Raw genomic sequence first — 25,224 nt, 5'->3', positions numbered from 1 at the left:
TTTGTGGCGAGGATGGTACGTGATGCGTTTGGGCTTGTGCGCGGCGGTGGCGGCGCTTCTTGGGCTGCTGGCTGGGCAAGTCTCCCCGGTGTATGCGCAGGGGGCGGACGAGCGCATCCTGAGCGCGCGCGAGGCCGCTTCGCGCGCCGACATTCCGCGCCTGGGCGCGATGGCTGCGCTGCCCACCGATCACGTGCTGGAACCCTACGTCGCCTACTGGTGGCTCGCCGCGCGCGTGGTCCGCATCACCGAACCTCTGCCGCCTGAGGATGTGCGCGGCTACCTGATGGCACAGGATGGCACCTGGCTGGCCGAGAAGCTGCGCGGCGAATGGCTCAAGCGCCTGGCACGCGAAAGCCAATGGCCCCTGTTCGCCGAGGAATACCCGCGCCTGCTGCAGCCTGACCAGGAACTGCAATGTCACTACATGGCGGCGCGCAGCCTGACCGATGTGAACCTGCTGGCTGCCCTGCAGGCGCAATGGCTGACCCTGCTGGACGTGCCCGAGCCCTGCCAGCCGATTCTCGAAGCTCTGGTCGTCGGTGGGCGGGTGAGTCAGGAGGACGTGGTATGGCGGGTGCGTCGCCTCATCGAGAACCGTCGCCTGAGCGCCGCGCGCATGGCCGCAGGCTGGGCCCGCCAGTCGCTCGATTCACCTGCGCTGGCCGCCGCCTTCGACAATCCGAGTCGTTTCCTCGCCAGCCCCGCCGGCCGCAACACCGCCACGGCGGCCAGTCGCGAAGCCATCGTGACCGCGCTGACCCGCCTCGCGCGCAGCGATCTGGCTGCCGCCCAGGCACGTTGGCGCGTGCTCGACGAACACTTCCCCAGCCTGGACCGGGCCTATGTCGCGGGCCAGTTCGGCTGGCTTGCCGCGCAGTCCCAACAAGGTGATGCCCTGGGCTGGTTCCGCCAAGCCGGAGGCATCCCGATGGGCGAGGAACAGCGTGCCTGGCAGGCCCGCGCCGCGCTGCGCGCCGGCGATTGGGGCGCACTGCGCGAGGCCATCGAGGCCATGGGCGAGGCCCAGCGTAATCAGCCGGACTGGGTCTACTGGCAGGGGCGTGCGCTTGCCGCACAGGGGCGCAAGGACGAGGCTGCCGCGCAGTACCAGCGCATCGCCGGAGAAGCACATTTCTACGGCATGCTCGCCACCGAGGCACTGGGACGCCGTTTCAGCTTCCCGCGTGGGGGGGCGCCGGTCAGCGCTGCAGAACTGGCCGCGGTGCGGGAGCTGCCGGGTCTGCGGCGCACGGTCGCCTTGCTGCAACTGGATCTGCGCACCGAGGCCCTGCGTGAATGGAGCTGGTTGTTGCGGGCGGCGGACGATCGCAGCCTGCTGGCACTGGCGGAGACCATGCGCCAGCAAGGCTTCTACGACCGGGCCATCGCGGCGGCGGACCGCACCCGCCAGCAACATGACTACGGCCTGCGCTATCTCGCCCCGTTCTACGACAATTTCGCGCCGCAGGCGCGCGCCAACGGCCTTGACCTCGCCTGGGTATATGGCCTGGTGCGGCAGGAGAGCCGCTTCGTGCCGGCGATCCGCTCCTCGGCGGGCGCGCAGGGCCTGATGCAGGTGATGCCGGCCACCGGCAAGTACGTGGCCAGGAAGATCGACATGGATGACTACAGTGCCGCCGCCCTGTCGCAGGTGACGACCAATGTGAAGATCGGCACCGCTTACCTGCGCATGGTGTACGAGTCGCTCGGCAACAGCCAGGTGGTGGCCTCCGCCGCCTATAACGCGGGGCCCGGGCGAGCCCGGCGCTGGCGCGACGCACGGCCGATGGAGGGCGCCATCTATGCTGAGACGATTCCCTTCACCGAGACGCGCGACTATGTGAAGAAGGTGATGGCCAATGCTGTCGCCTATGCCACCTTGTTCGATGGCAAAGCGCCTTCGCTGACCAGCCGTCTGGGCACCATCCAGCCCGGTGGTGCCGAACAGGTGGCGGAAAACCTGCCCTGAACTTCGTTTCAGTCCATAGGAGTGTTGCCATGAACCGAGTCCTCTTGATCGGCGGCAGCGGCTTTCTCGGCCGCCATGTCGCGGCGCGTCTGGTGGCCGCAGGGTATGCCGTGCGCGTTCCCACGCGGCGCCGCGAGCGCGCCCGCCATCTGCTGCTCCTGCCGCTGGCCGAGGTAGTGGAGGCCGACGTCAATGATGCCGGCTGTCTGCCGGGCCTGCTGCAGGGCGTGGACGTGGTGGTCAACCTCATCGGCGTGCTGCACTCGCGGCGTGGTGAGCCCTGGGGGCCAGCCTTCGAGGCCGCGCATGTGCGCCTGCCACGCGAGCTGGTGGCGGCCTGTGATGCGCTGGGCATCCCGCGCCTCATCCACGTCAGCGCACTCGGTGCGGCGCCCGATGCCCCGTCGGAGTATCTGCGCTCCAAGGCGGCGGGCGAGGCCGTCGTGCGCGCCGCGCAGACGCCCTGGACCATCCTGCGACCGTCGGTCGTGTTCGGGCGGGAGGACCGGTTCCTCAACCTGTTTGCCGATCTGCTCGGGGTCTTTCCCGTCCTGCCCCTGGGCGGGGCGGAAGCGCGCATGCAGCCGGTGTTCGTCGGCGACGTGGCGCAAGCCGTGCTCGACTGTGTGACGCATCGCGAAGCCGCGGGGCAGACCTATGCGCTGGCGGGCTCCAAGGTCTATACCTTGCGCGAACTGGTGCAGTATGTCGCCCAGGTGCGGCGTCGTTGTCGCGGCGTGATCGCCCTGCCACCGTCGCTGGCCGGCCTGCAGGCGGCCGTGCTGGAGCGTCTGCCGGGGCCATTGATGAGCCGCGACAACCTGCTCTCGCTGCAGGTGCCCAATGTCACTGAGGGGGCGCCGCTGCCCTTCGGCCGCACGCCTACGCCGCTGGAGGCGGTGGCGCCGGGCTGGCTGGCACCGCGCTATTGATCCTTTTCCCGTGGAGGGCTGCGCCATGCGCCTGGTGGTGGGCAATTACAACTATTCGTCCTGGTCACTGCGCGCCTGGCTGGCCGCGCTGAGCGTAGAGCCGGCCTGCGAGGTCGTGCGCGTGCCGCTGTACCGGCCGGACAGCAAGGCGCAACTGCAGCAGCACAGCCCTTCAGGGCGCGTGCCCTGCCTGCATGACGCTGGCCTGATCGTGTGGGACTCGCTGGCCATCTGCGAGTACCTGGCCGAGAAGCAGCCGGCGCTGTGGCCGGTCGAGCGCAGCGCGCGGGCGGTGGCACGCAGCGTCAGCGCCGAGATGCACAGCGGTTTCCGCGAGCTGCGCATCAACATGCCGATGAACATCCGCAAGGACTACGCGGGCAAGGGCCGCACGCCCGAAGTGCTCGAAGACATCGCCCGTCTCACCGCGATCTGGAACGACTGCCGTGCCCGATTCGGTTCGGATGGGCCCTGGCTGTTCGGTCAATGGTCCATTGCCGACTGCATGTTCGGCCCGGTGGCCTTCCGGTTCGCCACCTACGCGGTGCAGCCCGAAGGCGCGGCGGGCGCCTATCTGCAGGCCCTCCTGGCGCACCCGCTGATGCAGCAATGGCGCGCGCTGGCGCTGGCCGAGAGCGAGCACGTCGCGAGCGAGGATCGCTACGACTGAAGTGGTATTGAAGTGGCGCAACGTTCGTCGTGTCCGCCGCGCCGCGGCCGCGGCGCGGGCGTATAGTGCCGCCACCTGATCGGACCGCATTTGCATGAAACCACTGATCCTCGACGACGTTCCGCTGTACGACCTCAACACCCTGCACCTGCCGGCCAAGGCGCGCCAGTACGTCGAAGTCGGCTCGGTGGGCCTGCTGCTGCGCCTGGTGCGCGATGACTACCTCAAGGACAAGCGGGTCGTGGTGCTGGGGGGCGGCTCCAACGTGGTGTTGCGCGGGGATGTCGAGGGCATGGTGCTCCATATGCGCATCAAGGGGCGCGAACTGGTGGGCGAGGACGACAGCCACTATGTCGTGCGCGCCGGCGCCGGCGAGAACTGGCACGACTTCGTGCGCTGGACGCTGGAGCACGGCTGGGGCGGGCTGGAGAACCTGTCGCTGATCCCCGGTACGGTGGGGGCTGCGCCGATCCAGAATATCGGCGCCTATGGCGTGGAACTGGCCAGCCTGTTCCTGGGCCTGGAAGCGGTGGACCTGATCTCCGGTCGCGTCATCAGTTTCGACAACGCAGGCTGCCACTTCGGCTACCGCGACAGCGTGTTCAAGCACGAGGCGGCGGGGCGCTTCATCATCACCGCAGTGAGCTTCAAACTGCCCAAACACTGGCAGCCGAACACCGGTTACGGCGATGTGCAGAAGGAGCTGGCCGAGCAAGGCCTTACCGCGCCCACGCCGCTGCAGGTGTCGGACGCGGTGGTGGCGATCCGCCGCCGCAAGCTGCCTGACCCGGACAAGATCGGCAATGCCGGCAGCTTCTTCAAGAACCCGGTGCTGACCGTCGAGCAGTACACCGCGCTGCACACGCGTTTCCCCGAACTGCCGCACTATCCGCAGGATGACGGAAGCATGAAGGTGGCGGCGGGCTGGCTGATCGAGCAGGCCGGTTGGAAGGGGCGCGCGCTGGGGCCGGTCGCGATGTACGAGCGACAGGCGTTGGTGCTGGTCAATCGCGGTGGCGCCACCGGTGGCGACGTGCTGCGTCTGGCCGAGGCCGTACGCGAGTCGGTACGCGAGAAGTTCGGCGTGGTGCTGGAGCAGGAGCCGGTGGTCGTTTAAGCGCCGCGGTGCACGCGGTAACGGCTCTGTACCAGCCCATTAGCAAAGCTCCGCGTCTCCTGGTGAATCAAATGCCGATCCATCGGCAGGCTGCCGAACAACGGAATGCCTTGACCCAACAGCACGGGCACGCGCGTCAGGGTGAGCTCGTCGATCGCGTCCTCGCGCAGGAAAGCCTGGATCGTCTGTCCGCCATCCACATAGGCCTTGGCATGACCGCGCTGGCTCAGCATGTCCAGCAGGGCCGGCACGGGGCCGGGGTGGACCTCCACATGCTGCCGTAGCCCAGCGGGAATGTCTTCGTCATGCAGGCTGGTGCTGAGCACGACCACGGGTGTGTTGCCGTAGGGCCAGTCCTGCGGCCACTGTGCGCCGAAGCCGAGCACGGTCTGGAAGCTCTTGCGCCCCATCACCAGCACGTTGATGCCGGCCATGAAAGCGGCATAGCCGAAGTCTTCGTCAGGATGCTGCGGGTCGCCGGTCGGCAGCCAGTCGATCGCACCATCCGTGCGTGCGATGAAACCATCCAGGCTGGTCGCGATGAAGACTGCGCCGCGCGTACTCATGCGGCCCACACGCCTTGCGCCAGCAACTGCTTGGTTGCCGCTTCGGACCAGCCGCGGTTGGCCGCCGGGCTGGCCGGGCTGGGGTGCAGCACGCGGCCGAATTTCGTCGGTAGGCCAGCGCAGGCCTGGCGTGAGCGATCCTCGGCCCAGGCGCCGATGCCGATCACCCATTCCGGCTGCATCACCTCCACCATCTTGCGCAGATGCGCATCGCAGACGGCCAGCAAGGGGGCCTGCTCCGCCACCGGCAGCTTGTCCGGCGTCGCGTTGCGGCCTTCCTCGAAGAAGGCCAGCGGACAGTAGTTGGCCACGAAGTGTTCGGCGAAGAAGGCATCCGCCGTGCCGAAGCGCTCCGCGAACAGACCCCACAGGCGGCGCCCGCTGACCTCGGAGCGGGCGCAGGCAAAGCCCTCGATGGGGCGCTTGGGGTTTTGCACGGGCGGCACCTTCACTTCATCCGTGATGCCCATCCAGTCGCGCACTGCGGCGACCTCACCGAAGGGCACGCCGACCTGCACCATGCCGAAGGGGCCGGGATTCATGCCGACGAAGATCACCCGCTTGCGGCTGTTGCCGAAACGGCGCAGGTAGTGCTCGTGCGGCGCCCAGGCGTAATCCAGCGGGTTGTAGACATGCGAGATGGGGGCGCCGAAGCGCATCGCGTCGACCTGCTGGGAGAGCAGGCGCGCAGCGTCGATCAGGCTCTGGGCGATGGTGGAACTGGGCATCAATCGGCGTCCGGTTGGGGGGCCGTGGGCTGGATCAGGGCGCGGATGCTGTGACGCATCCACCACACCATCGCCACGCCGGGCACGGCCAGCAGGATGGAGAGAACGAAGAACAGGGGCCAGCCCAGGCTCTCGGACAACACGCCGGCGAGCGGGCTCACATAGATGCGGCCGACGGCAGCGAAGGCCGACAGCAGGGCGTAGTGGGTGGCGGTGAAGCGGCTGTTGCACAGGGCCATCAGCAGGCCCACGAAGGCCACCGTGCCCATGCCGCCGCTGATGTTCTCGCCGGCGATCACGGCCAGCAGCAGCCAGTCCAGCGAGGCGGCTTCCTTCAGCGCCACGATGTGCCAGTCGAAGGGCGGCACCATGATTGCCCCCCAGGCCCCTTTGCCGAGGCTGGCCAGTGCGTAGAAACCGAGGTTGGACACCAGTTGCAGCACGCCGAACAGCAACAGGGCGCGATAGAGCTTCAGGCGCAACATCAGCAGGCCGCCGACGAAGGCGCCGAAGATGGTCAGCCAGATGCCGATGATCTTGTTGGCGATGCCGACCTCGGCCTGGGTGAAGCCCATGCCCTTGATCAGGAAGGGGGTGGTGAGGCTGCCGGCGAAGGCGTCACCAAGCTTGTAGAGCACGATCAGCAGCAGGAAGGCGGCGGCGCCCGGCAACACGAAGTAGCTCGTCAGCGACTGGTTGAAGGTCTCGAAGCGCGCCACGCGCGCGGCCCAGGCGGCCAGCGGCAGGGCCACGCCGATCTCGGCCAGTACGAACAACAGCTCCACCCATTTGTTCTTGTCGGCCGGATCGAAGCCCAGCATTTGCAGTGCGCCGCGGGCGATCCAGTAACCGACGAAGACCGCCGCGAGCATGGCGACGAAGCCGCGCAGATCCTGCCCCGCCTGCGTCGCCACCGGCTTGAGTTCGGCCGCCACGCGCGGGGTGAGCAACGCGCCGAGCACGGCGATGCCCAGCATGATGGCGGCCATGCTGCGATAGACCGTGGGCCAGTCCCACTGGTCGGCCCAGATCAGCGCGATGCCGCCCGACAGGATCATCGCCAGGCGATAGCCGAACACATGCACCGAGGCGCCCAGGCCATGCTCGCTGCGGTCGCTCAGCACGTCGGTGCGGTAGGCGTCGACCACCACATCCTGCGAGGCCGACAGGAAGGCCACCAGCACTGCGCTGGCGGCGAACAGGCCCGGTGTGGCGTGCGGGCTGAGGCCGGCCATGAAGAACAACAGGGCCGCCAGCCCCAGTTGGGTGAGCAGCAGCCAGCCGCGCCGCCGCCCCAGCCAGGGCGGCTCGAAGCGGTCCATCAAGGGCGCCCACAGGAATTTGAAGGTGTAGGGCAGACCCACCAGGCCGAGGAAACCGATGGTCACGATGTCCACCCCGTCCACGGTGAGCCAGGCCTGCATGGCCTGACCCGTCAGCGCCAGGGGCAGGCCGGAGGCGAAACCCAGCAGAAGGATGGCGGCGAGGCGGTGGTGGCGTGCCAGGCGGGCCGGCAGCGCCGACGCCGCAAAGGGAAATGTCATGTGATGCGTCGCCCGGACAGTGGTCGGCGCATTCTACAGGGGGGCGGGAGCGATGCCGTGCGGGCGGGCGCTTCAAACCCCTCCTCATTCCTCCCCTTGTCAGGGGAGGGCGTCTGCGCACGCCCGATCGAACGCCTCCCCTGACAAGGGGAGGTTGGGAGGGGTAAGGGCCTGTTCACATTCACCCCGCCGGTTGCGTTGGGGGTGACTTCCCGCCGGCTCAGTTATGCGTGCCGGTACCTGGCGAGCGGCCGTAGCGGCGGCTGCCCAGCCACACCACTTCGGCGTCGCGCTGGCGCGGTGCGGGCTTGCCGCCCTCGCGGCGGGCGGCGAGGAACAGGCGGCCCAGCATGATGTGTCGCCAGTCCTCTCCACCGAACAGGCGGTAGAAGCGGCAGCGTGCGAGATCGGCCTGCTCCAGCAGGCGCATGGCTTCGCGCGGTGGGCGCGAGACCAGGGTGGCCAGGGTCAGGCGGTTCAGCACCACGGTGTCCAGCGCTTCGTAGAAGGCTTCGGTCTGCTCGCTGCTCAGCGACTGGTAATGGTGGTACCAGGTGGGCTGCGCGTTGAGCATGTGGTCGGTGCCCGGCTGGGTCAGCCAGTAGAGGTTCCAGGCCTGCGTGTCGCCTTGCTGCTGCATGAGGCGGAAGATGCAGTGCTGCGTGCCGGGGATGGCGTAATGCGCCGGCGGCAGCGGGGCGTACATGGCGACTCCGTTCCAAACTTGCATGATGCGGTGCTCTCGTCAGGTGGGCGCGACGGACTCCCCGCGCCCTTGACCGGGGTAACGGTTTCCCGGGGGCTTCGCTTGAGTGGAGGAGAGGCTCAGCGCGCTGTAGGACGAATGCCTACAGCGCATTGCTGCGTTGCGTCAGGCAAGGCTTGTTTGCCCTAGCGGATATGCAGTTCGATCTTGCGCGTACTGACTTCGCCGCTGCTGCCACAACTGCGGCAACTGCTACAACCGCTGTTGCAGTCGGCCTTGGCGGCGGCGGGTGACGACTTGTTGCTGAAGCGCTGCCACAGCCCCGGGGCGAAGCGTCGCAGGCATGCGATGCAGCATGCGGCGAGCACCAGGGCCAGGATCAGCGGTTCGAGCAGGGCGTACAGGCTCATAGCAGGGCGCTCGCGACACGATAAGTCACAAAGGCGGCCAGCCAGGCCAGCACGGCCAGGTAGACGAAGGAGATCGCGGTCATCTTCCAGGAGTTGGTCTCGCGCTTGACGATGGCTAGCGTGGAGATGCATTGCGGCGCGAAGATGTACCAGGCGAGCAGGGCGAAACCGGTGGCCGCCGACCATTGCGCGGCCAGCACCGGGATCAGCGCGTCGCCCGCTTCGTCGCCGCCGGCCACTGCATAGACCGTGGCCAGGCCACTGACCGCGACTTCGCGGGCGGCCATGCCGGGGATCAGTGCGACGCAGATCTGCCAGGTGAATCCCACTGGCTCGAACACCACGGCCAGCGCATGGCCGATACGGCCGGCGAAGCTGTAGTCGATGGCGGGGCCGGTCCAGTCGGCCGGCGGCGTCGGGTAGGTCGACAGGAACCACAGTAGGACGGTCAGCACCAGGATGATGCCGCCCACGCGGCGCATGAAGATGCCGGCGCGCTCCCACAGGCCCAGCGCGATGTCGCGCGGGTTGGGCAGGCGGTAGGAGGGCAGCTCCAGCAGCAGGGAGTGATGTGCCTGCACCTTGGCGAAGCGCTTGATCACATAGGCCACCACCAGCGCACTGACGACCCCGGCGGCATACAGCACGAACAGCGCGATGCCGCGCAGGTCGAGGAAACCGGCCACCGTCTGTTCCGGCACGAAGGCGCCGATCAGCAGTGCATAGACCGGCAGGCGTGCCGAGCAGGTCATCAGCGGCGCGACCATGATGGTGGCCAGGCGGTCGCGCGGGTCCTGGATGCTGCGCGTGGCCATGATGCCGGGCACGGCGCAGGCGAAGCTCGACAATAGCGGAATGAAGCTGCGCCCGGACAAGCCGGCACCGACCATGAAGCGGTCGAGCAGGAAGGCTGCGCGCGGCAGGTAGCCGGATTCCTCCAGCATCAGGATGAACAGGAACAGCAGCAGGATCTGCGGCAGGAACACCACCACGCCACCGATGCCAGCAATCACGCCGTCGACCAGCAGACTTTGCAGCGGGCCTTCGGGCAGCGCGCCGCCCACCGTCTCACCGAGCCAGCCCATGCCGGCTTCGATCGCGTCCTGGAACGGCGCGGCCCAGGCGAACACGGCCTGGAACACGAGGAACAGGGTCAGCGCCAGGATCACCAGGCCGAACACCGGGTGCAGGGCCCAGCGGTCCAGCTTGTCGTCGATGGCCGAGGTCGGGCGCGGCATGGTCACCGCCGCGGCCAGGATGTCGCGCACCGCCAGATGCAGGTCGGCCTCGGCAGCCGGCGCCTCGGGTGCGGCAGGCAGCACGCCATCCAGTTGGGCGACCAGTTCGCCAGCGCCGTCGCGGCGCACCGCGACCGTCTCGACGACCGGGATGCCCAGCGCAGCGGAGAGCTTGGCGCGGTCGATCACGATGCCACGGCGGCGCGCCGCATCGACCACGTTGAGGGCCAGCACCATGGGCAGGCCCAGGCGTTTGAGTTCGAGCACGAAGCGCAGGTGCAGGCGCAGGTTGGTGGCGTCGGCCACGCACAGCAGCAGGTCGGGGCGGGCCTCGCCGTCCAGCCTGCCCATGCACACGTCGCGCGTGATCGCCTCGTCCGGGCTGGTGGCATCCAGGCTGTAGGCGCCGGGCAGGTCCAGCAATTGCAGCGTGCGGCCGGAGGGCAGCACGCAGCGGCCCTCCTTGCGTTCGACGGTGACGCCGGCGTAGTTGGCGACCTTCTGCTTGCTGCCGGTCAGCAGGTTGAACAGCGCGGTCTTGCCGCAGTTGGGATTGCCGACCAGGGCAATGCGCAGGGTGGAGCTGGCTTCCATCTTGTGCTCAGGCTCCCTGTGGCGCCGGTTGCACCAGCATCACGCGCGCCGCTTCGGCGCGGCGCAGGGCGAAGCGCGTGAAACCGATCTGCACCACCATCGGCTCGCCCCCCAGGGGGCCATGCGCCACCACCGAGACGGGCTCGCCCGCGACGAAGCCGAGGTCGCGCAGACGACGTGCGATCAGATCTTGCGGGCCGTGATCATGAACGGCCGCGATGACGGCCTGGATGCCCTTCCCGAGGGTGCTGAGTTGCATGGCAAACACCTGCTGTGCAAATGAGAATGGTTTTCATTGTACGCCCGGAAGTGTTTTTGTGGGCGAATGCACCGTGGCAGGGTGTGTCGTCTTGATGTGACGCAAACCGGGCGCCCTGTGGTGCCAGCGTGAACGGGCCTGGCAGCGGCAGGGGCGGGCCGTGGCGGGTCCGCCCTGCGGTGGGGCCGCCCTCAGAGGCGGAAGCGCTCCACCGTGCCCAGCATGTGGCGGGCGATGTCGTCCAGGGTCTGTGCTGCCTGCGCCGTGTTGCCGGTGCTGGCGTTTATCTCCTCGGCATGCACCGCGATCTGCTCGATCTTGTTGGCGACGTCGGTGGAGGCGGTGGACTGCTCGCGCAGGCCGTCGGCGATATGGCTGACCAGCTCGGCCACCTGGCGCGCCACGTTGCGGATGTCTTCCACGGTGGAGCCGGCTGATTGCGCGAGTTCCACGCCGCGGTCGACCGAGGACACACCGGCCTGGATGCCCGCCACGGCTTCGCGCGTGGAGTGCTGGATGGTGTCGATCATCTGCGTGATCTCGGCGGTGGAATGCGCGGTGCGTTCCGACAGCTTGCGCACCTCGTCGGCCACCACCGCGAAGCCGCGCCCCTGCTCACCGGCACGTGCCGCCTCGATGGCCGCGTTGAGCGCCAGCAGATTGGTCTGGTCGGCGATGTCCTTGATCGTGACCACGATGCTCGAGATCTTGGCCGACTCCTGCTCCAGCAGGCCGATGCGCTCGGCCGCCGCGCTCACCACGCCGGCCAGGCGATGGATCTCCTGCACCACATGCTCGATGGTGCCGACACCGGCGGCCGCATGCTCGTCGGCGTTGTGGGCCAGCTTGCTGGCGTCGTTGGTGTTGTCCGAGACGTGGTTGATCGACACCGTCAGCTCCTCCACGCTGGCCGCGATGGCCGAGGAGGCGCGGCTCTGCGTGTCGCTGCTGGTGGCCATCTGCGCCACGCTGTCCTTCAACTGGCGGGCCGCGTCGGCGAGCTGGGAGGCCTGCTGCTTGGTGTCGCCCACCGAGCCACGCAGGGCGTCGCGCATGAGGCGCATGGCCTGCAGCAACTGGCCCAGCTCGTCGGTGCTGGCCGGCGGCACCTCGGTGCGCAGGTCGCCCTCGGCGATGCGACGCGTGGCCTCGGCGGCGCGGCTGAGACGGCGTGACTGGCCCTGGGCGAACCACCACGAGAAGCACAGCGCGATCACGCTGGCCAGCACCAGGCCGACGTAGGCGCTGGTGCGCGCGGTCTGGCCGAGGGCACCGGCGCGTCCGGCGCGTGCCTGGGCCACTTCGCTCTTGTGCTTCTCCAGCGCATCGGTGGCATCGCGGGTCTTGTTGGCGCGCTCCACCCATACGCTCTTCTGCAGGCGCTTTGCCTCTTCGAGATTGCCCGCCTTGGCGGCCGCAACGGCTTGCTCCACGGCTTCGCGGTAGGCCGCCGAAGTGCTCACCACGGCCTCGACCAGGCCTTGGTCCTGGGCGTCATCGATCAGCTTGCGCTGGGTATCGATCTCGGCCGCCAGGCGCTTGTCGAGGTCGGCCAGCGAGTCGGCCAGCTTGGCGCGCTCGCCGTCGCTCTCGGCCAGCATGTATTCGAGGCTGCGCACGCGATAGCGCAGACGGTACTGCGAGATCTTGGAGGCCGACTCCAGCGAGGGCACGGAGTTGTCGACCAGGCGCTCGACTTCATTGTCGATGGCGCCGATCTTGTAGACGCACAGCAGCAGGGCGACCAGCAGACTGCCGCTGCAGACCGCGAAGTTGATGCCGAGCTTGGTGCGGAAACTGAGGCTGTCGAACCACATGCTGCTCTCCTCCTGAAGGCGGGACTGCAGCTTCAGTATCGGCCGGGGCGGCGGGAAACTGAATCGTGTCCATCCCTGCCCCTCGGTATGCCGTGCGGGATTCCGTCATGCCAGCCGCTTATACTGCACGGCAGGTGCGGCGAGGCCTGCGCGGGCGATAACTCATGACAGGGGGCGATATGTTCAAGTCCGGATTCCGGCGGGCGCTGCTGGCGGCCTGGATGGGCCTGGGATTCAACCTGCCGGCGCAGGCCGACCTCGACCTGGGCTCCCTCAGCGTGTTCACCACGCCGGCCGACGATTCGCCGGTGCCGGCCGGGCTGGTGCTGGGGGCGGTCGCCATCGGCGGCGACGCGCGTTACCAGGCGCAGGACTCCTCCGCTTACCTGATCCCCGGTGCGGTGTATTTCGGCCAGCAGTTCATCTACCTGGGCGACCGTGCGCGCTACTACTTCTACAAGGAAGGCAACTTCTCCAGCTTCCTGTTCGGTCGCTACCGCTTCGGCAACCTGGACCCGGACGACCCGGCCGAGTTGGCCGGCATGAAGAAGCGCGGCGGCGAGTTCGAGGCCGGCCTCGGCGCCAGCTACATCACCCCCTACGCCCTGTTCACCACCCGCCTGGTGACTGATGTCACCGGTACCAGCCAGGGGCAGGAGGCCATGCTGTGGGCCGATTTCCCGGTGGTGCGCGGGCGTCTGCTGGTGATGCCCGGGGTGGGCGTCTACTGGCGCTCCAGCAAGCTGGCCAACTACTACTTCGGCGGGGTAGGCAGCGACGAGACGGCGCCTGGCCGCCCCGCGCACGAGGTTGGCAATGCCACCTCGCTCGGCGCCTCGCTGATCACCTCCTACCGCTTCAACCGCCACTGGCTGGCCACCCTGTCGGCCAGCTACGAGTACTACGACCGCAGCATTGCCAACAGCCCCATCGTGGGTCACGACGGCGAGCTGTACCTGCTGGCCGGCGTCGGCTACGTCTGGTAAGCGCCCGGACGCGCCCCGCACGATAAGTGTGGGGTGACAAAGGCGGATCGGCCTGCAATACTGACTGACCGGTCAGTCAGTATTGAATGGAGGCATGATGGTCGATCCCGATGGCGTGCGGCGGCGGCGCAAGGCCGAGCGACCCGCCGAGTTGCTCGATGCGGCGCTCAGCGTGTTCGTCGAACGCGGCTATGCGGCGGCAAGGCTGGAGGAGATCGCGGCGCGCGCCGGCGTTTCCAAGGGCACCCTGTACCTCTACTACGAGGGCAAGGAAGCCCTTTTCAAGGCGGTCATCGAGGAATCCATCCTGCCTCTCATTGACGAGGGCGAGGCGCTGGTGGCCAGTTGCGACTGCCGGGCGGACGAAGTCCTGCGCGACCTCATGGTGGGCTGGTGGCGCACGGTGGGGGGCACGCGCCTGGCGGGCATCCCGAAGCTGATGATCGCCGAGGCACGCAATTTCCCGGTGATTGCCCAGTTCTATTTCGATCAGGTGGTGGTGCGCGGTCGTCAGTTGTTCATCCGCGTGCTGGAGCGTGGCATGTCGCAGGGTGTGTTCCGCCCTGTCGATCCCGAACTGATGTGCCAGGTCTTGCTGGCGCCGCTGATCATGGGCGGCATCTGGCGCCAATCCTTCTCGCCCTGCGAACCGCAGGGCATCGACTGGGAGGCCTATGTGGCCACCCATGTCGACCTCGCGCTGAACGGCCTGCGGCCCGCCGCGTCCCCCGATGGAGAACATGCATGAACAAGACAATCCTGTGGAGCCTGTGCGCCCTGAGCGTGGTCGCCTGTGGCAAGTCCGAGACGGTCTCGGAAGGGCCGCGCCCGGCCGTGGTGGTGACGGTGCAGGAGGGCGTGGAGGCGGGCTTGCGCGCCTACTCCGGCGAAGTGCGGGCGCGCCATGAGGTGGACCTGGGCTTCCGCATCGGCGGCAAGATCGTCGAGCGCCCGGTCGCGCTGGGGCAGCGCGTGAGCAAGGGGCAGGTGCTGGCGCGTCTCGATCCGCAGGACGTGCGCCTGTCGGCGGATGCGGCGGCGGCGCAGGTGGCCGCTGCCGAGGCCGACCTCAAGCTGGCCCAGGCCGAGCTCGAGCGCGCGCAGCGCATGGTGGAGCAGAAGTTCATCAGCGCCAGCGTGCTGGACAGCCGGCGCACCCAGTTCGAGGCCGCGCGTTCGCGTCTGGAGCAGGCGCGTGCGCAGCAGGGGGTGAGCCGCAACCAGCTCGACTACGCGCAGCTCAACGCCAGCATGGATGGGGTGATCACGGCGACCCCTGCGGATGCGGGGCAGGTGGTCGGCGCCGGGCAGGCGGTGGTGCGCCTGGCTGACCCGCGCGAGATCGAGGTGCTGATCTGGGTGCCGGAGAGTCGCGTGAGCGAGGTGCAGGTCGGCATGCCGGCCTTCGTGCGGCCCTGGAGCGCACAGGACAAGACCTTGCCCGGCAAGGTGCGCGAAGTGGCCGCCAGTGCCGACAGCACCACCCGCACCTATGCCGTGCGGGTCGCCGTGGCGCAGCCCGAGGGCGCGCTGAGTCTGGGTGCGACCGCCGGCGTGGCCTTCCCTCAGACCGCCGGCAATGCTGGCGTCACCCTGCCGCTGCCGGCCGTGGTGCGCAAGCAGGATGCCGCCTATGTGTGGGTGGTCGGCGCGGACGGTGCGGCCACCCAGCGTGCGGTGGAGCTGGCCGGCTGGCGCGACCAGACGGTCACCATCCGCAGCGGCCTGAAGGCCGGCGACAAGGTGGTCACGGTCGGTGCCCATACGGTGGTGCCGGGCATGAAGCTGCGCCCCGTCGAGCAGGCCGCGCCGGTGGCGCTGGACGTCAGCCGCTAGGCCCGGAGGCACGATGAGCGCACCACAGCAGTCCACCGCCTTCAACCTTTCCGCCTGGGGGCTTCGTCACCCGCAGCTCGTGCTGTTCGCGATGCTGGTGCTGACCCTGATCGGCCTGGGGGCTTACACCAAGCTGGGGCAGAGCGAGGACCCGCCCTTCACCTTCAAGGTCATGGTGGTGAACACCAAGTGGCCGGGCGCCTCGGCGCGAGAGGTGGAGGAGCAGGTCACCGACAAGATTGAGAAGAAGCTGCGCGAGATGAACGAGATCGAGACGCTGCGCAGCTTCTCGCGCCCCGGCGACTCCACCGTGATCGTGCTGGCGCGCGACTCGCTCAACTCCTCGCGCATGCCGGAAATCTGGTACCAGGTGCGCAAGAAGATCGGCGACATTCGCGGCAGCCTGCCGCAAGGGGTGAATGGCCCTTATTTCAACGACGAGTTCGGCGACACCTTCGGCAACATCTTCGCGCTGACCGGCGAGGGCATGAGCTACACCGACCTCAAGCGCTATGCCGAGGCGATCCGCGGCGAGCTGCTCAACGTGCCGGACGTCGCCAAGGTGCAGTTCTTCGGCGAGCAGGAACAGCGCATCTACGTCGAGTTCTCGCCGGTGCGCATGGCCAACCTGGGCATCGATCCGCGCACCCTGGCCGCCGCGATCGCCGAGCAGAACAGCAAGGGGGCGGCCGGTTACTTCGAGCTGCATGACGAACGCATCTACGTGCGGCCCGGCGGTGAGTTCCACGATCTCGACGCGATCCGCGCGCTGGCCATCCGCGCCGGTGGCCGCACCCTGCGCCTGGGCGACGTGGCCGAGGTCAAGCGTGGCTACGTCGACCCGCCGGCCGACTCGATGCGCTTCATGGGCCGCGAGGCCCTGGGCATCGGCGTGTCGATGCGCGAGGGGGGCGACATCATCGCGTTGGGGCGCCATCTGGACACGGCGATCCACAAGATCGAGCAGCAACTGCCGGTCGGCGTGAAGCTGGCGCGCGTGGCCGACCAGCCAAGGGCGGTGGCCGAATCGGTGCAGGACTTCGTGCGTTCGCTGAGCGAGGCGGTGATCATCGTGCTGGCGGTGAGCCTGCTCTCGCTGGGCCTGCGCACCGGCATCGTGGTGGCGATCTCCATTCCGGTGGTGCTGGCAATCACCTTCCTGTTCATGTTCGAGTTCAACATCGGCCTGCACAAGATCTCGCTCGGTGCGCTGATCCTCGCCCTGGGTCTGCTGGTGGATGACGCCATCATCGCGGTCGAGATGATGGCGACCAAGATGGAGCAGGGCTGGGAGCGCGCGCGCGCCGCCAGCTTCGCCTACACCTCGACGGCGATGCCCATGCTCTCCGGCACCCTGGTCACGGCGGCCGGGTTCCTGCCCATCGCCACCGCGATGTCGTCCACCGGCGAGTACACCCGCTCGATCTTCCAGGTCACGGTGATCGCGCTGCTGGTGTCGTGGGTGGCGGCGGTGCTGTTCGTGCCTTACCTCGGCTACTACCTGTTGCCCGATCTGTCGAAGCATGCGGCCAAGCCTTCGCTGCTGGCCCGGCTGATCAAACGCAAGGGCGCGGTGGAAGAGGATGCGCCCGCCGTGCACAGTGAGCACGCCATCTACCACACCGGTTTCTATCGCCGTTTCCGCGTGCTGGTGGCGTGGTGCGTACGGCGCCGCTGGCTGGTGATCGGTGCCACCCTGCTGGCTTTCGGCGTGTCGATCTGGGGTTTCCGCTTCGTGCCGCAGCAGTTCTTTCCTGACTCGGTGCGGCCCGAACTGTTGATCGACCTGCGTCTGCAGCAGGGCGCCAGCTATGAGGCGGTGGACCGCAGCATCAAGCGCATCGAGGACTTCCTGGCCAAGGAGGAGGGCATTGAGAACTACGTGGCCTACATCGGCACCGGCAGTCCGCGCTTCTACCTGCCGCTGGACCAGCAGTTGCCGCAGGCCAACTTCGGCCAGTTCGTGATCCTGACCAAGGGCCAGGCGGAGCGCGAGGTCTTGCGCAGCAAACTGATTGCGCTGTTCCAGAACGACTTCCCCGAGTTGCGTGCCTCGCTGAACCGCTTGGAGAACGGCCCGCCGGTAGGCTTTCCGGTGCAGTACCGGGTGAGCGGGCCGGATCATGAGCAGATCCAGCGCATCGCCGACCGCGTGGCCGAGGTGATGCGCGGCAGTCCGCAGCTCTCCAATGTGCAGAAGGACTGGGACGAGCAGTCCAAGGTCGTGCGGGTGCATGTCGATACCGAGAAGGCACGCATCAACGGCCTGTCGCGGCAGGACGTGCAGACCTATCTCGCCACCGCGCTCAACGGTGCCTCGGCGACCCAGTTCCGCGAGGGCATCGAGACCATCGAGGTCCACCTGCGCGCGGCGCGGCGCGAGTCCTCGCTGTCCTGGTTCAGCGAGATCATGATCCCGACCGGCACCGGCCGCGGCGTGCCGCTGACCCAGATCGCCACCATCGAATCCACCTTCGAGCCCGGCCTGGTGTGGCGACGCAACCGGGTGCCCACGGTCACCGTGCGCGCCAACCTCTACGGCACGATGCAACCGGCACAGGTGGTGGCCCAACTGGCGCCGCAGATCGCCGAGGTCGAGGCGAGCCTGCCGCTGGGCTATCACCTGGCCATCGGTGGTGCGGTGGAGGAGAGCGCCAAGGGCGGCAAGTCGGTCGCGGCGGGGGTGCCCCTGTTCCTGCTGGTGGTGCTGACGGTGCTGATGCTGCAGTTGCAGAACTTCTCGCGGGTGAGCATGGTTCTGCTGACCGCGCCGCTGGGCATGGTCGGGGTCACCCTGGCGCTGCTGGCCTTCAACAAGCCTTTCGGCTTCGTCGCCATGCTGGGCACCATCGCGCTGTCAGGCATGATCATGCGCAACTCGGTGATTCTGATCGACCAGATCGATCAGGACGAACGCGCCGGGCTGCCGCGTGCGCAGGCCATCGTGGAGGCCACGGTGCGGCGCTTCCGGCCGATCATGCTGACGGCGGCGGCGGCCATCCTGGCGATGATCCCGCTGGCGCGCTCGGCCTTCTTCGGCCCGATGGCGGTGGCCATCATGGGTGGGCTGGCGGTGGCGACCTTGTTGACCCTGCTGTTCCTGCCTGCGCTGTATGCGGCCTGGTATCGCGTACAGACGGAAGGGCTTAGCAGGTAGAATCGCGCGATTGAATTGACGCCCCCCGCGAGAGGATTCCGAGATGGATTTCGATAAAGCCCGCTTCAACATGGTCGAACAGCAGATCCGGCCATGGAACGTACTCGACACCGAGGTGCTCGACACCCTGATGCTGGTCCGGCGCGAGCAGTTCGTCGCCGCAGCCCAGCAGGACCTGGCTTTCGCCGATGTCGAGCTGCCCATTGGCCAGGGCCAGTGCATGCTGTCGCCCAAGGTCGAGGCGCGTGTACTGCAGGCGTTGGCGCTGCGCAACGGCGAGAGCGTGCTGGAAGTGGGTGCCGGCTCCGGCTACATGGCGGCGCTGATGGCGGCGCGTGCCGAATGGGTGCGGTCGGTCGAGATCGAGCCCGCCCTGGCGCGCCTGGCCGCCGACAACCTGGCCGCCGCCGGGGTCGACAACGCTATCGTGCAGGAGGGCGACGGCCTGCTGGGTCTGCCCGAGCGCGCACCCTTCGACGCCATCGTGCTGTCCGGTGCGGTGGACGAGGTGCCTGCCGCCCTGTTGGCGCAATTGAAGGTCGGTGGCCGCCTGTTCGCCTTCGTCGGCCAGGCGCCGGTGATGCAGGCGCGCCTGGTGCGCTGTGTGGGCGAGGGGCAGTACGCCGCCACAGACTTGTTCGAGACCGTGGTGCCGGCGTTGCGTGCGATGCGAAAACCCAGCTTCGCCTTCTGACGCGCGGATCATGATCAAGACGGTTTCCGCCCCGGAACTTGCCGCCTGGCTCGCCGATCAGAGTCGGCCCCAGCCCGTGTTGCTGGACGTGCGCGAGGCCTGGGAGTTCGAGCATTGCGCGATCACAGGCGCCACCCACATGCCGATGGGCATGGTGCCGGCGCGCAGCAGCGAACTGGACCCGGACCAACCGGTGGTGTGCATCTGTCACCACGGCATGCGCAGCATGCAGGTGGCGGGGTTCCTGGCGCAGCGCGGCTTCAGCCAGGTCCATAACCTCACTGGCGGTGTCGATGCCTGGTCGCTACAGGTTGATCCGAAACTGCCGAGATATTGAACAGGTTTCACACAGGCTTGCGCCGAAGTTTTTGCCAAAGGAACGAACCATAAAATGAAGAGGCAATTGGCAGTCATCATCGGTAGTCTGTTCAGCCTGGCCGCGCAGGGCGCGAGCCTGATGGACGTCTATCTCGACGCGCAGCGCAACGACTCGCAGTTCGCCGCGGCGCGCGCCCAGCTCGCCGCCGGGCAGGAGAAATACCCGCAGGCGCGTGCCGGCCTGCTGCCCAATGTGAACTTCACCGGGGCGACGACCTACAACCAGGCCGAGATCGAGCAGCCCCTGCAGCGCGAGCCGAACTACAACACCAACAACTGGCAACTGCAGCTGACCCAGCCCTTGTTCCGCTGGCAGAACTGGGTGTCGGCGCAGCAGGGCAGCCTGCAGGTGGGCATCGCGGAGGCCCAGTTCGAGGCAGCCAAGTCCGACCTCATCGTGCGCACCGCGCAGGCCTATTTCGACGTCTTGCTGGCCGAGGATTCGCTGGGCGCGGTGCGGGCGCTCAAGGTGGCGACCGAGGAACAACTGCAACTGGCCAAGAAGAGCTTTGAAGTGGGCACCGTGACGGTGACCGACGTGAACGAGGCGCAGTCCCGCTACGACCTGGTGGTGGCACAGGAGATCGCCGCCGACAGCGACCTCGCAGTCAAGCGCCATGCGCTGCGCATCCTCATCGGCAAGGAGCCCGAAACCCTGGCCCGTCTGCGCGAGGGCGTCAACGTGATGGGGCCGCAACCGGCCGACATGAACGAGTGGGTGCGCGCGTCCGAGCAGAACAATCCGCTGGTGCAGGCGCAGCGCCTCACCACCGAACTGGCGCAGAAGGAAGTGGAGCGCGCGCGTGCCGGCCACCTGCCGACGCTGGACATGGTGGCCAGCTATGGCCACAACTACTCGGGCAGCAGCGGGACCGCCGGCACGGTGTCCGACTCCAACGCCAAGGCCATCGGCCTGCAACTGACGGTGCCGGTGTTCCAGGGCGGGGCCACCCAGTCGCGGGTGCGCGAGGCGCTGGCCTTGTCGGACAAGGCCAAGTCCGATCTGGAGACGGCCACCCGCAACGCCGCGCAAGCTTCGCGCCAGGCCTACCTGGGGGTGACCAATGGCCTGGCCCAGGTGCGCGGCTACGAGGCGGCGATGGTGTCGGGGCGCAGCTCGCTGGAATCGAACAAGCTGGGTTATGAAGTGGGCGTGCGTATCAACATCGACGTGCTGAACGCGCAGACCCAACTGGCCGACACTTACCAGAAGCTCGCCAAGGCGCGCTACGACGCGATCCTGGCGCAGTTCCGCCTGAAGTCGGCGGCCGGCGCGCTGTCGATCGAGGATGTGCGCTCGGTCAACGAACTGCTGCAGCGCTGAGGCGGCGCGGCGGCCGGGAAGAAGAAGGGGCCCCGCGGGGCCCCTTCGTTTTTCAAAGGCTCAGCAAACCGTGGTCCGTGGGCGGCACGACCGTGCTCTCGTCCACTGGTAGCAGTACTTCCAGCTCGGCCATGGTGCGCGCGGTGGCGCCGCGATGGGTGGTGGCGAACTGGCGCGCAGCCTGGCCCATGCGGCTGCGCAGCGCCTCATCGGCGAGCAGCATGATGGCCTCGCGCAAGGCTTCATCCGCATTCTGGCAGCGCAGGGCCGCGCCGGCGGCGATGGCCTTGTCGCTGGCTTCGGCGAAGTTGAAGGTGTGCGGGCCGACGATCACCGGCGCGCCGACCGCGCAGGCCTCGATCAGGTTGTGCCCCCCGAGTGGCTGCCAACTGCCGCCGATGATGGCGACGTCGGCCATGGCGTAGTAGGCGAACAGCTCGCCCATGCTGTCGCCCAGCCAGACCTGGGTGTCGGCGGAGATCGGCAGGCCCTGGCTGCGGCAGGCGATGCGCAGGCCCAGGCGGCGCACCATGTCTTCCACGTCCTCGAAACGCTGCGGATGGCGCGGCACCAGCACCAGCAGCACGGCCGGGCCGGCCTGGCGCGCGAAGGCCTGCAGGAAGGCCTCCTCCTCGCCCTCGCGCGAACAGCCGAAGACGATCACCGGCCGTCCCGCGCAGCCGTCGCGGAACTGCAGGCCCAGGTTCAGCATGGACTCGGGTACCGCCATGTCGAACTTGAGGTTGCCGGTCACCGTTACGTAGCGGGCGCCGAGTTGGCGCAGCCGTGCAGCATCCGGCTCGGTCTGTGCGCCGACCATGGCGAAGCCGGCCACGGCGTCGCTGGCCAGGCGGCCGAGGCGGCGGTAGCCACGCGCCGAGCGCTCCGACAGGCGTGCGTTGGTCAGCGCAATGGGGACGCGGCGCCGAGCGCAGGCGGCGAGCAGATTGGGCCAGATCTCGGTTTCCATGACGATGCCCATCTCGGGCCGTGCGCGGCGCAGGAAGCGGGCGATCGCCCAGGGCAGCTCGTAGGGCAGATAGCTCTGGTGGACGCGCAGTTCCTTGGCGAAGAGTTCCTGCCCGGTGGCGCGGCCGGTGGGCGTCATGTGGGTCAGCAGGATGTCGTGGTGCGGGTAGCGGTCCAGCAGGGCACGGATCAGCGGCTGCGCGGCGCGCGTCTCGCCCACCGAGACGGCGTGTACCCAGATGTAGGGGGAGTGCAGGGGGCGCGGTGCGGCGCCGAAGCGTTCGCCCACATGGCGCAGGTAGTCGGGTTGTTTGCGCGCTCGCCACAGGAGGCGCAGAAGCACCAGCGGCAGGATCAGGTGCCACAGCAGGGTGTAGAGCGTGCGCCTCATGCGAACAGGCGCTCCGCCAGGGCCAGCACATCGGCCGGGCGCGGTGCGGCGCCCGGTCCGCCGAGGTTCTTCGCCCGCGTATCGCCGTACACGCCGGTCAGACCGGGTTCGGTGGCCACGAAGAGGGCGATCACCGGCCGCTCCAGCGCGGCGGCGAGGTGGGTGAGCCCGGTGTCCACGCCGATCACGCCGCGTGCCACCTGCATGGCGCCGGCCAGCTCGGCCAGGCGGGCCGGCGGGGCGAGCGTGGCGGCGGGAATCTGTGCCGCGATGCGTTCGGCGCGTGCGCGTTCCACCATGCTGCCGGCGGGCAGCAGGGCGCGCAGGCCGCGGGCATGCAGGGCCTGGCCCAGGGCGACCCAGTCTGCTTCGGGCCACAGCTTGTCGTCGCGGCTGGTGGCGGTGAGCAGGGTCACGAAATCGCCGGGTGGCGCCCAGTCCGGCCGTGCCAGGTCCTGGCGCAGGCCATAGCGCAGGGGCAGGTCCGGTGCGTAGTCGGCGGCGGCGGCGGCCAGCCAGCGGTTGCGCTCCACCGCGTGGGCGTTGCGCGGAATGAGGTAGTGGCAGTGGTAGGCCAGGGCCGCCAGCGGTTCGCGCGCGACCTCGCGGGCGTAGCCGCAGCGCAGACCGTCGGCCAGCCAGGTGAGGGCGGCACTCTTGACCAGGCCCTGGGTGTCGATCACCAGGTCGTAGCAGGTGGCCTGCAGGCGGTGGCGGAAGGCTGCCATCTCACGCCAGGTGGCGCGCTGCCCGAGGCTGCGGCGCCAGCGCCGGATGGCGACGGGTAACACGTCGCGTACCCCTGGGTGCAGGGCGGGCAGTTCGGCGAAACCCTCTTCCACCACCCAGTCGATGGCCAGCTTGGGCCAGTGACGGCGCAGGTCGCTGACGACCGGCAGATTGTGGATCACGTCCCCCATCGAGGAGGTCTTGACCAGCAGGATTGAGCGCATCGCGGGCGGGAAAAGGTGCGCAGGACCGGCCAGATCGGCCTGCTCGCGTAAAATGGTGGCCGATTATAGCCATCCTGCCGGCCTTCACCCGTCGGCCACACCATGTCCACCCAGACTTCAGCGCATCGCCAGCCGGTCTCCGCCGTGCTGATCACCCTCAACTGTGCCGGCAGCCTGCCCGCGACCCTGGCCTCGCTGTCTTTCTGCGACGAGATCGTGGTGGTGGATTCGGGCAGCACGGATGGTACGCAGGAGGTGGCTGCCGCTGTCGGCGCACGGGTGATCCACGAGCCCTGGCGCGGCTTCGGCCCGCAGAAGCAGTTCGCGGTGGACCAGGCCACCCACGACTGGGTGCTGTGCGTGGATTCCGACGAGATCGTGTCCGAGCGCCTGCGTGGCAGCATCCTTGCGGCGCTGGCGGCGCCCGCCTTCGGGGCCTACCAGTTCGCGCGCTGCAACCGTTTCCTGGGGCGCTACCTACGTCATGGCGAGGGCTATCCGGACCTGTCGCTGCGCCTGTTCGACCGCCGTCGTGCGCGGTGGACCGACGAGGTGGTGCACGAGAAGGTGATCACGCTCGACGCAGTGGGCATGCTGGCCGGCGATCTGCTGCACCACTCGGAAGAAACCATCGAGGCCTACCTCGCCAAGCAGAACCGTTACACCACCCTGGCCGCCGAGGCGCTGGTGGCAGAGGGCGCGAGTATCGGGGCGACCAAGCTGCTGTTGAGCCCGCTGTTCCGCTTCATCAAGTTTTACGTATTGCGCGGCGGCTGCCTGGACGGTTTACCCGGCCTGATCCATATCCTGATTGGCTGTTTCAACAGTTTTTCCAAATACGCCAAGGTGCTGGAGTTGCAAGCCCGGCGGCGTGCCCACCCGGGCGCCTGAGGCGGGGCCGTGCTCCTGTAAGATTGCGCCCGCAGCATTCCAATCCTTTGCGACTTTCCACGGCCCCAACAGCATGAAGATCCTCGTCACCGGCGCTGCCGGCTTCATTGGCAGCCATGCCAGCCTGCGCCTGCTCGCCCGCGGCGACACGGTCGTCGGCATCGACAACCTCAATGACTACTACGACCCGCAACTCAAGCGCGACCGCCTGGCGCGGCTGACGCCGCAGGCCGGTTTTCGCTTCGTGCAACTGGACGTGGCCGACCGCGCGGGCATGGAGCGTCTGTTCGCCGACGAGAAATTCGACCGCGTCATCCACCTCGCGGCCCAGGCCGGGGTGCGCTACTCGCTGCAGAACCCGCATGCCTATGTCGACAGCAATCTGGTCGGCTTCATGAACATCCTGGAAGGCTGCCGCCACAACAAGGTGCAGCACCTGGTCTATGCCTCCAGCTCCAGCGTCTATGGCGGCAACACCAAGATGCCTTTCTCCGAGCGCGACCCGGTGGATCATCCGATCAGCCTGTACGCTGCGACCAAGAAGGCCAATGAGCTGATGGCGCACACCTACAGCCATCTCTACGGCCTGCCCACCACCGGCCTGCGCTTCTTCACGGTCTACGGGCCCTGGGGTCGGCCGGACATGGCCTTGTTCCTGTTCACCAAGGCGGCGCTGGAAGGCAAGCCCATCGACGTGTTCAACCATGGCAAGATGCGGCGCGATTTCACCTACATCGACGACATCGTGGAAGGCGTGATCCGCACCATGGATCGCGTCGCCGAGCCCGACCCGGCGTTCGATTCGGACAAACCCGACCCGGGCCACAGCAAGGCGCCGTTCCGCGTCTTCAACATTGGCAACAACAACCCGGTCGAGCTGATGAACTTCATCTCCGCCATCGAGCGCAGCCTGGGGCAGGAGATCAAGAAGAACTTCCTGCCGATCCAGGACGGCGACGTGCCGGCGACCTTCGCCGACACTGACGAGCTCAATGCGTGGACCGGCTTCGTACCGGCTACCAGCGTCGAAGATGGTGTGGCGCGCTTCGTCGCCTGGTATCGCGACTACTACAAAGTCTGAGCGGAGCCGCC

23 protein-coding genes are annotated in these 25,224 nt (G+C 68.0%); 13 read left to right on the top strand and 10 right to left on the bottom strand.

From position 1 onward, the window contains the following. Window positions 1-22: 22 nt before the first annotated feature. The 4 genes from NMB43_RS17180 (at window position 23) to murB (ending at window position 4,691) form a co-directional block, all read left to right on the top strand. Entirely contained in the window at window positions 23-1,972 is a 1,950-nt protein-coding gene (locus NMB43_RS17180) for a lytic transglycosylase domain-containing protein (protein ID WP_494349387.1), read from the top strand. A gap of 29 nt (window positions 1,973-2,001) precedes the next feature. Further along, window positions 2,002-2,904: a complex I NDUFA9 subunit family protein gene (locus NMB43_RS17175; RefSeq protein ID WP_494349386.1), complete on the top strand. Its 903-nt coding sequence runs from the start codon at window positions 2,002-2,004 to the stop codon at window positions 2,902-2,904. Window positions 2,905-2,929: 25 nt separating this feature from the next. After that, on the top strand, window positions 2,930-3,574 hold the full coding sequence (locus NMB43_RS17170) for a glutathione S-transferase family protein (protein ID WP_494349385.1): 645 nt from the start codon (window positions 2,930-2,932) through the stop codon (window positions 3,572-3,574). A 94-nt stretch (window positions 3,575-3,668) separates the two neighbouring features. Continuing rightward, a complete protein-coding gene (murB, locus tag NMB43_RS17165) occupies window positions 3,669-4,691 on the top strand; it encodes a UDP-N-acetylmuramate dehydrogenase (RefSeq protein WP_494349384.1) in 1,023 nt (340 codons plus the stop codon). Here murB and NMB43_RS17160 read toward each other — a convergent pair. The 8 genes from NMB43_RS17160 to NMB43_RS17125 form a co-directional block, all read right to left on the bottom strand. Beyond that, window positions 4,688-5,257 carry a dihydrofolate reductase family protein gene (locus NMB43_RS17160; RefSeq protein WP_494349383.1) on the bottom strand — a complete coding sequence of 190 codons (570 nt, stop codon included), beginning with the start codon at window positions 5,255-5,257 and terminating at the stop codon, window positions 4,688-4,690. The genes murB and NMB43_RS17160 overlap by 4 nt on opposite strands. Then, window positions 5,254-5,985, bottom strand: coding sequence for a uracil-DNA glycosylase family protein (locus NMB43_RS17155; RefSeq protein WP_494349382.1), 732 nt, complete (start codon window positions 5,983-5,985; stop codon window positions 5,254-5,256). The genes NMB43_RS17160 and NMB43_RS17155 overlap by 4 nt, the downstream gene beginning before the upstream one ends. Further along, window positions 5,985-7,529 carry an AmpG family muropeptide MFS transporter gene (locus NMB43_RS17150; protein ID WP_494349381.1) on the bottom strand — a complete coding sequence of 515 codons (1,545 nt, stop codon included), beginning with the start codon at window positions 7,527-7,529 and terminating at the stop codon, window positions 5,985-5,987. The genes NMB43_RS17155 and NMB43_RS17150 overlap by 1 nt, the downstream gene beginning before the upstream one ends. 220 nt (window positions 7,530-7,749) lie before the next feature. Next, the gene (locus tag NMB43_RS17145; protein ID WP_494349380.1) at window positions 7,750-8,235 is read right to left on the bottom strand and encodes a hypothetical protein; all 486 of its coding nucleotides are present in this window, start codon (window positions 8,233-8,235) and stop codon (window positions 7,750-7,752) included. 185 nt (window positions 8,236-8,420) lie between these two features. After that, entirely contained in the window at window positions 8,421-8,645 is a 225-nt protein-coding gene (locus NMB43_RS17140) for a hypothetical protein (protein WP_494349379.1), read from the bottom strand. After that, window positions 8,642-10,477 (bottom strand): ferrous iron transport protein B, encoded by a 1,836-nt coding sequence (gene feoB / locus NMB43_RS17135; RefSeq protein ID WP_494349378.1) that lies wholly within the window; start codon window positions 10,475-10,477, stop codon window positions 8,642-8,644. Before feoB ends, NMB43_RS17140 begins: the two co-directional genes overlap by 4 nt. A 7-nt stretch (window positions 10,478-10,484) precedes the next feature. Continuing rightward, window positions 10,485-10,736: a FeoA family protein gene (locus NMB43_RS17130; RefSeq protein ID WP_494349377.1), complete on the bottom strand. Its 252-nt coding sequence runs from the start codon at window positions 10,734-10,736 to the stop codon at window positions 10,485-10,487. Between the two features lie 191 nt (window positions 10,737-10,927). Further along, window positions 10,928-12,553 carry a methyl-accepting chemotaxis protein gene (locus NMB43_RS17125; protein WP_494349376.1) on the bottom strand — a complete coding sequence of 542 codons (1,626 nt, stop codon included), beginning with the start codon at window positions 12,551-12,553 and terminating at the stop codon, window positions 10,928-10,930. Between the two features lie 179 nt (window positions 12,554-12,732). On the opposite strand from NMB43_RS17125, the gene NMB43_RS17120 reads away from it, so the two are divergent. The 7 genes from NMB43_RS17120 to NMB43_RS17090 all read left to right on the top strand — a co-directional run bounded on the left by NMB43_RS17120 (window position 12,733) and on the right by NMB43_RS17090 (window position 20,928). Beyond that, window positions 12,733-13,539 (top strand): MipA/OmpV family protein, encoded by an 807-nt coding sequence (locus NMB43_RS17120; RefSeq protein ID WP_494349375.1) that lies wholly within the window; start codon window positions 12,733-12,735, stop codon window positions 13,537-13,539. Window positions 13,540-13,633: 94 nt separating this feature from the next. Then, a complete protein-coding gene (locus tag NMB43_RS17115) occupies window positions 13,634-14,287 on the top strand; it encodes a TetR/AcrR family transcriptional regulator (protein WP_494349374.1) in 654 nt (217 codons plus the stop codon). Next, window positions 14,284-15,375, top strand: coding sequence for an efflux RND transporter periplasmic adaptor subunit (locus NMB43_RS17110; protein ID WP_494349373.1), 1,092 nt, complete (start codon window positions 14,284-14,286; stop codon window positions 15,373-15,375). Before NMB43_RS17115 ends, NMB43_RS17110 begins: the two co-directional genes overlap by 4 nt. A gap of 13 nt (window positions 15,376-15,388) precedes the next feature. Beyond that, window positions 15,389-18,532 carry an efflux RND transporter permease subunit gene (locus NMB43_RS17105; protein WP_494349372.1) on the top strand — a complete coding sequence of 1,048 codons (3,144 nt, stop codon included), beginning with the start codon at window positions 15,389-15,391 and terminating at the stop codon, window positions 18,530-18,532. A gap of 43 nt (window positions 18,533-18,575) precedes the next feature. Beyond that, entirely contained in the window at window positions 18,576-19,226 is a 651-nt protein-coding gene (locus NMB43_RS17100) for a protein-L-isoaspartate O-methyltransferase family protein (protein WP_494349371.1), read from the top strand. Window positions 19,227-19,236: 10 nt separating this feature from the next. Next, the gene (locus NMB43_RS17095; RefSeq protein WP_494349370.1) at window positions 19,237-19,563 is read left to right on the top strand and encodes a rhodanese-like domain-containing protein; all 327 of its coding nucleotides are present in this window, start codon (window positions 19,237-19,239) and stop codon (window positions 19,561-19,563) included. A 54-nt stretch (window positions 19,564-19,617) separates the two neighbouring features. Beyond that, the gene (locus NMB43_RS17090) at window positions 19,618-20,928 is read left to right on the top strand and encodes a TolC family outer membrane protein (RefSeq protein WP_494349369.1); all 1,311 of its coding nucleotides are present in this window, start codon (window positions 19,618-19,620) and stop codon (window positions 20,926-20,928) included. Between the two features lie 52 nt (window positions 20,929-20,980). On the opposite strand, the gene waaA is transcribed toward NMB43_RS17090, so the two are convergent. Both waaA and waaC read right to left on the bottom strand, forming a co-directional pair. Further along, window positions 20,981-22,288, bottom strand: coding sequence for a lipid IV(A) 3-deoxy-D-manno-octulosonic acid transferase (gene waaA / locus NMB43_RS17085; RefSeq protein WP_494349368.1), 1,308 nt, complete (start codon window positions 22,286-22,288; stop codon window positions 20,981-20,983). Then, window positions 22,285-23,241, bottom strand: coding sequence for a lipopolysaccharide heptosyltransferase I (waaC, locus tag NMB43_RS17080; protein ID WP_494349367.1), 957 nt, complete (start codon window positions 23,239-23,241; stop codon window positions 22,285-22,287). Before waaC ends, waaA begins: the two co-directional genes overlap by 4 nt. A gap of 102 nt (window positions 23,242-23,343) precedes the next feature. Here waaC and NMB43_RS17075 point away from each other — a divergent pair, with 102 nt between their 5' ends. Together NMB43_RS17075 and NMB43_RS17070 are read left to right on the top strand one after the other, a co-directional pair. After that, window positions 23,344-24,132: a glycosyltransferase family 2 protein gene (locus NMB43_RS17075; protein WP_494349366.1), complete on the top strand. Its 789-nt coding sequence runs from the start codon at window positions 23,344-23,346 to the stop codon at window positions 24,130-24,132. A gap of 73 nt (window positions 24,133-24,205) precedes the next feature. Then, window positions 24,206-25,213: an NAD-dependent epimerase gene (locus tag NMB43_RS17070; protein WP_494349365.1), complete on the top strand. Its 1,008-nt coding sequence runs from the start codon at window positions 24,206-24,208 to the stop codon at window positions 25,211-25,213. Window positions 25,214-25,224 lie beyond the last annotated feature (11 nt).

The sequence above is a fragment of the Uliginosibacterium sangjuense genome (assembly GCF_059132465.1).
Note: the sequence above shows the minus strand (reverse complement) of the source record. Positions and strands in the feature narration are given on the sequence as shown.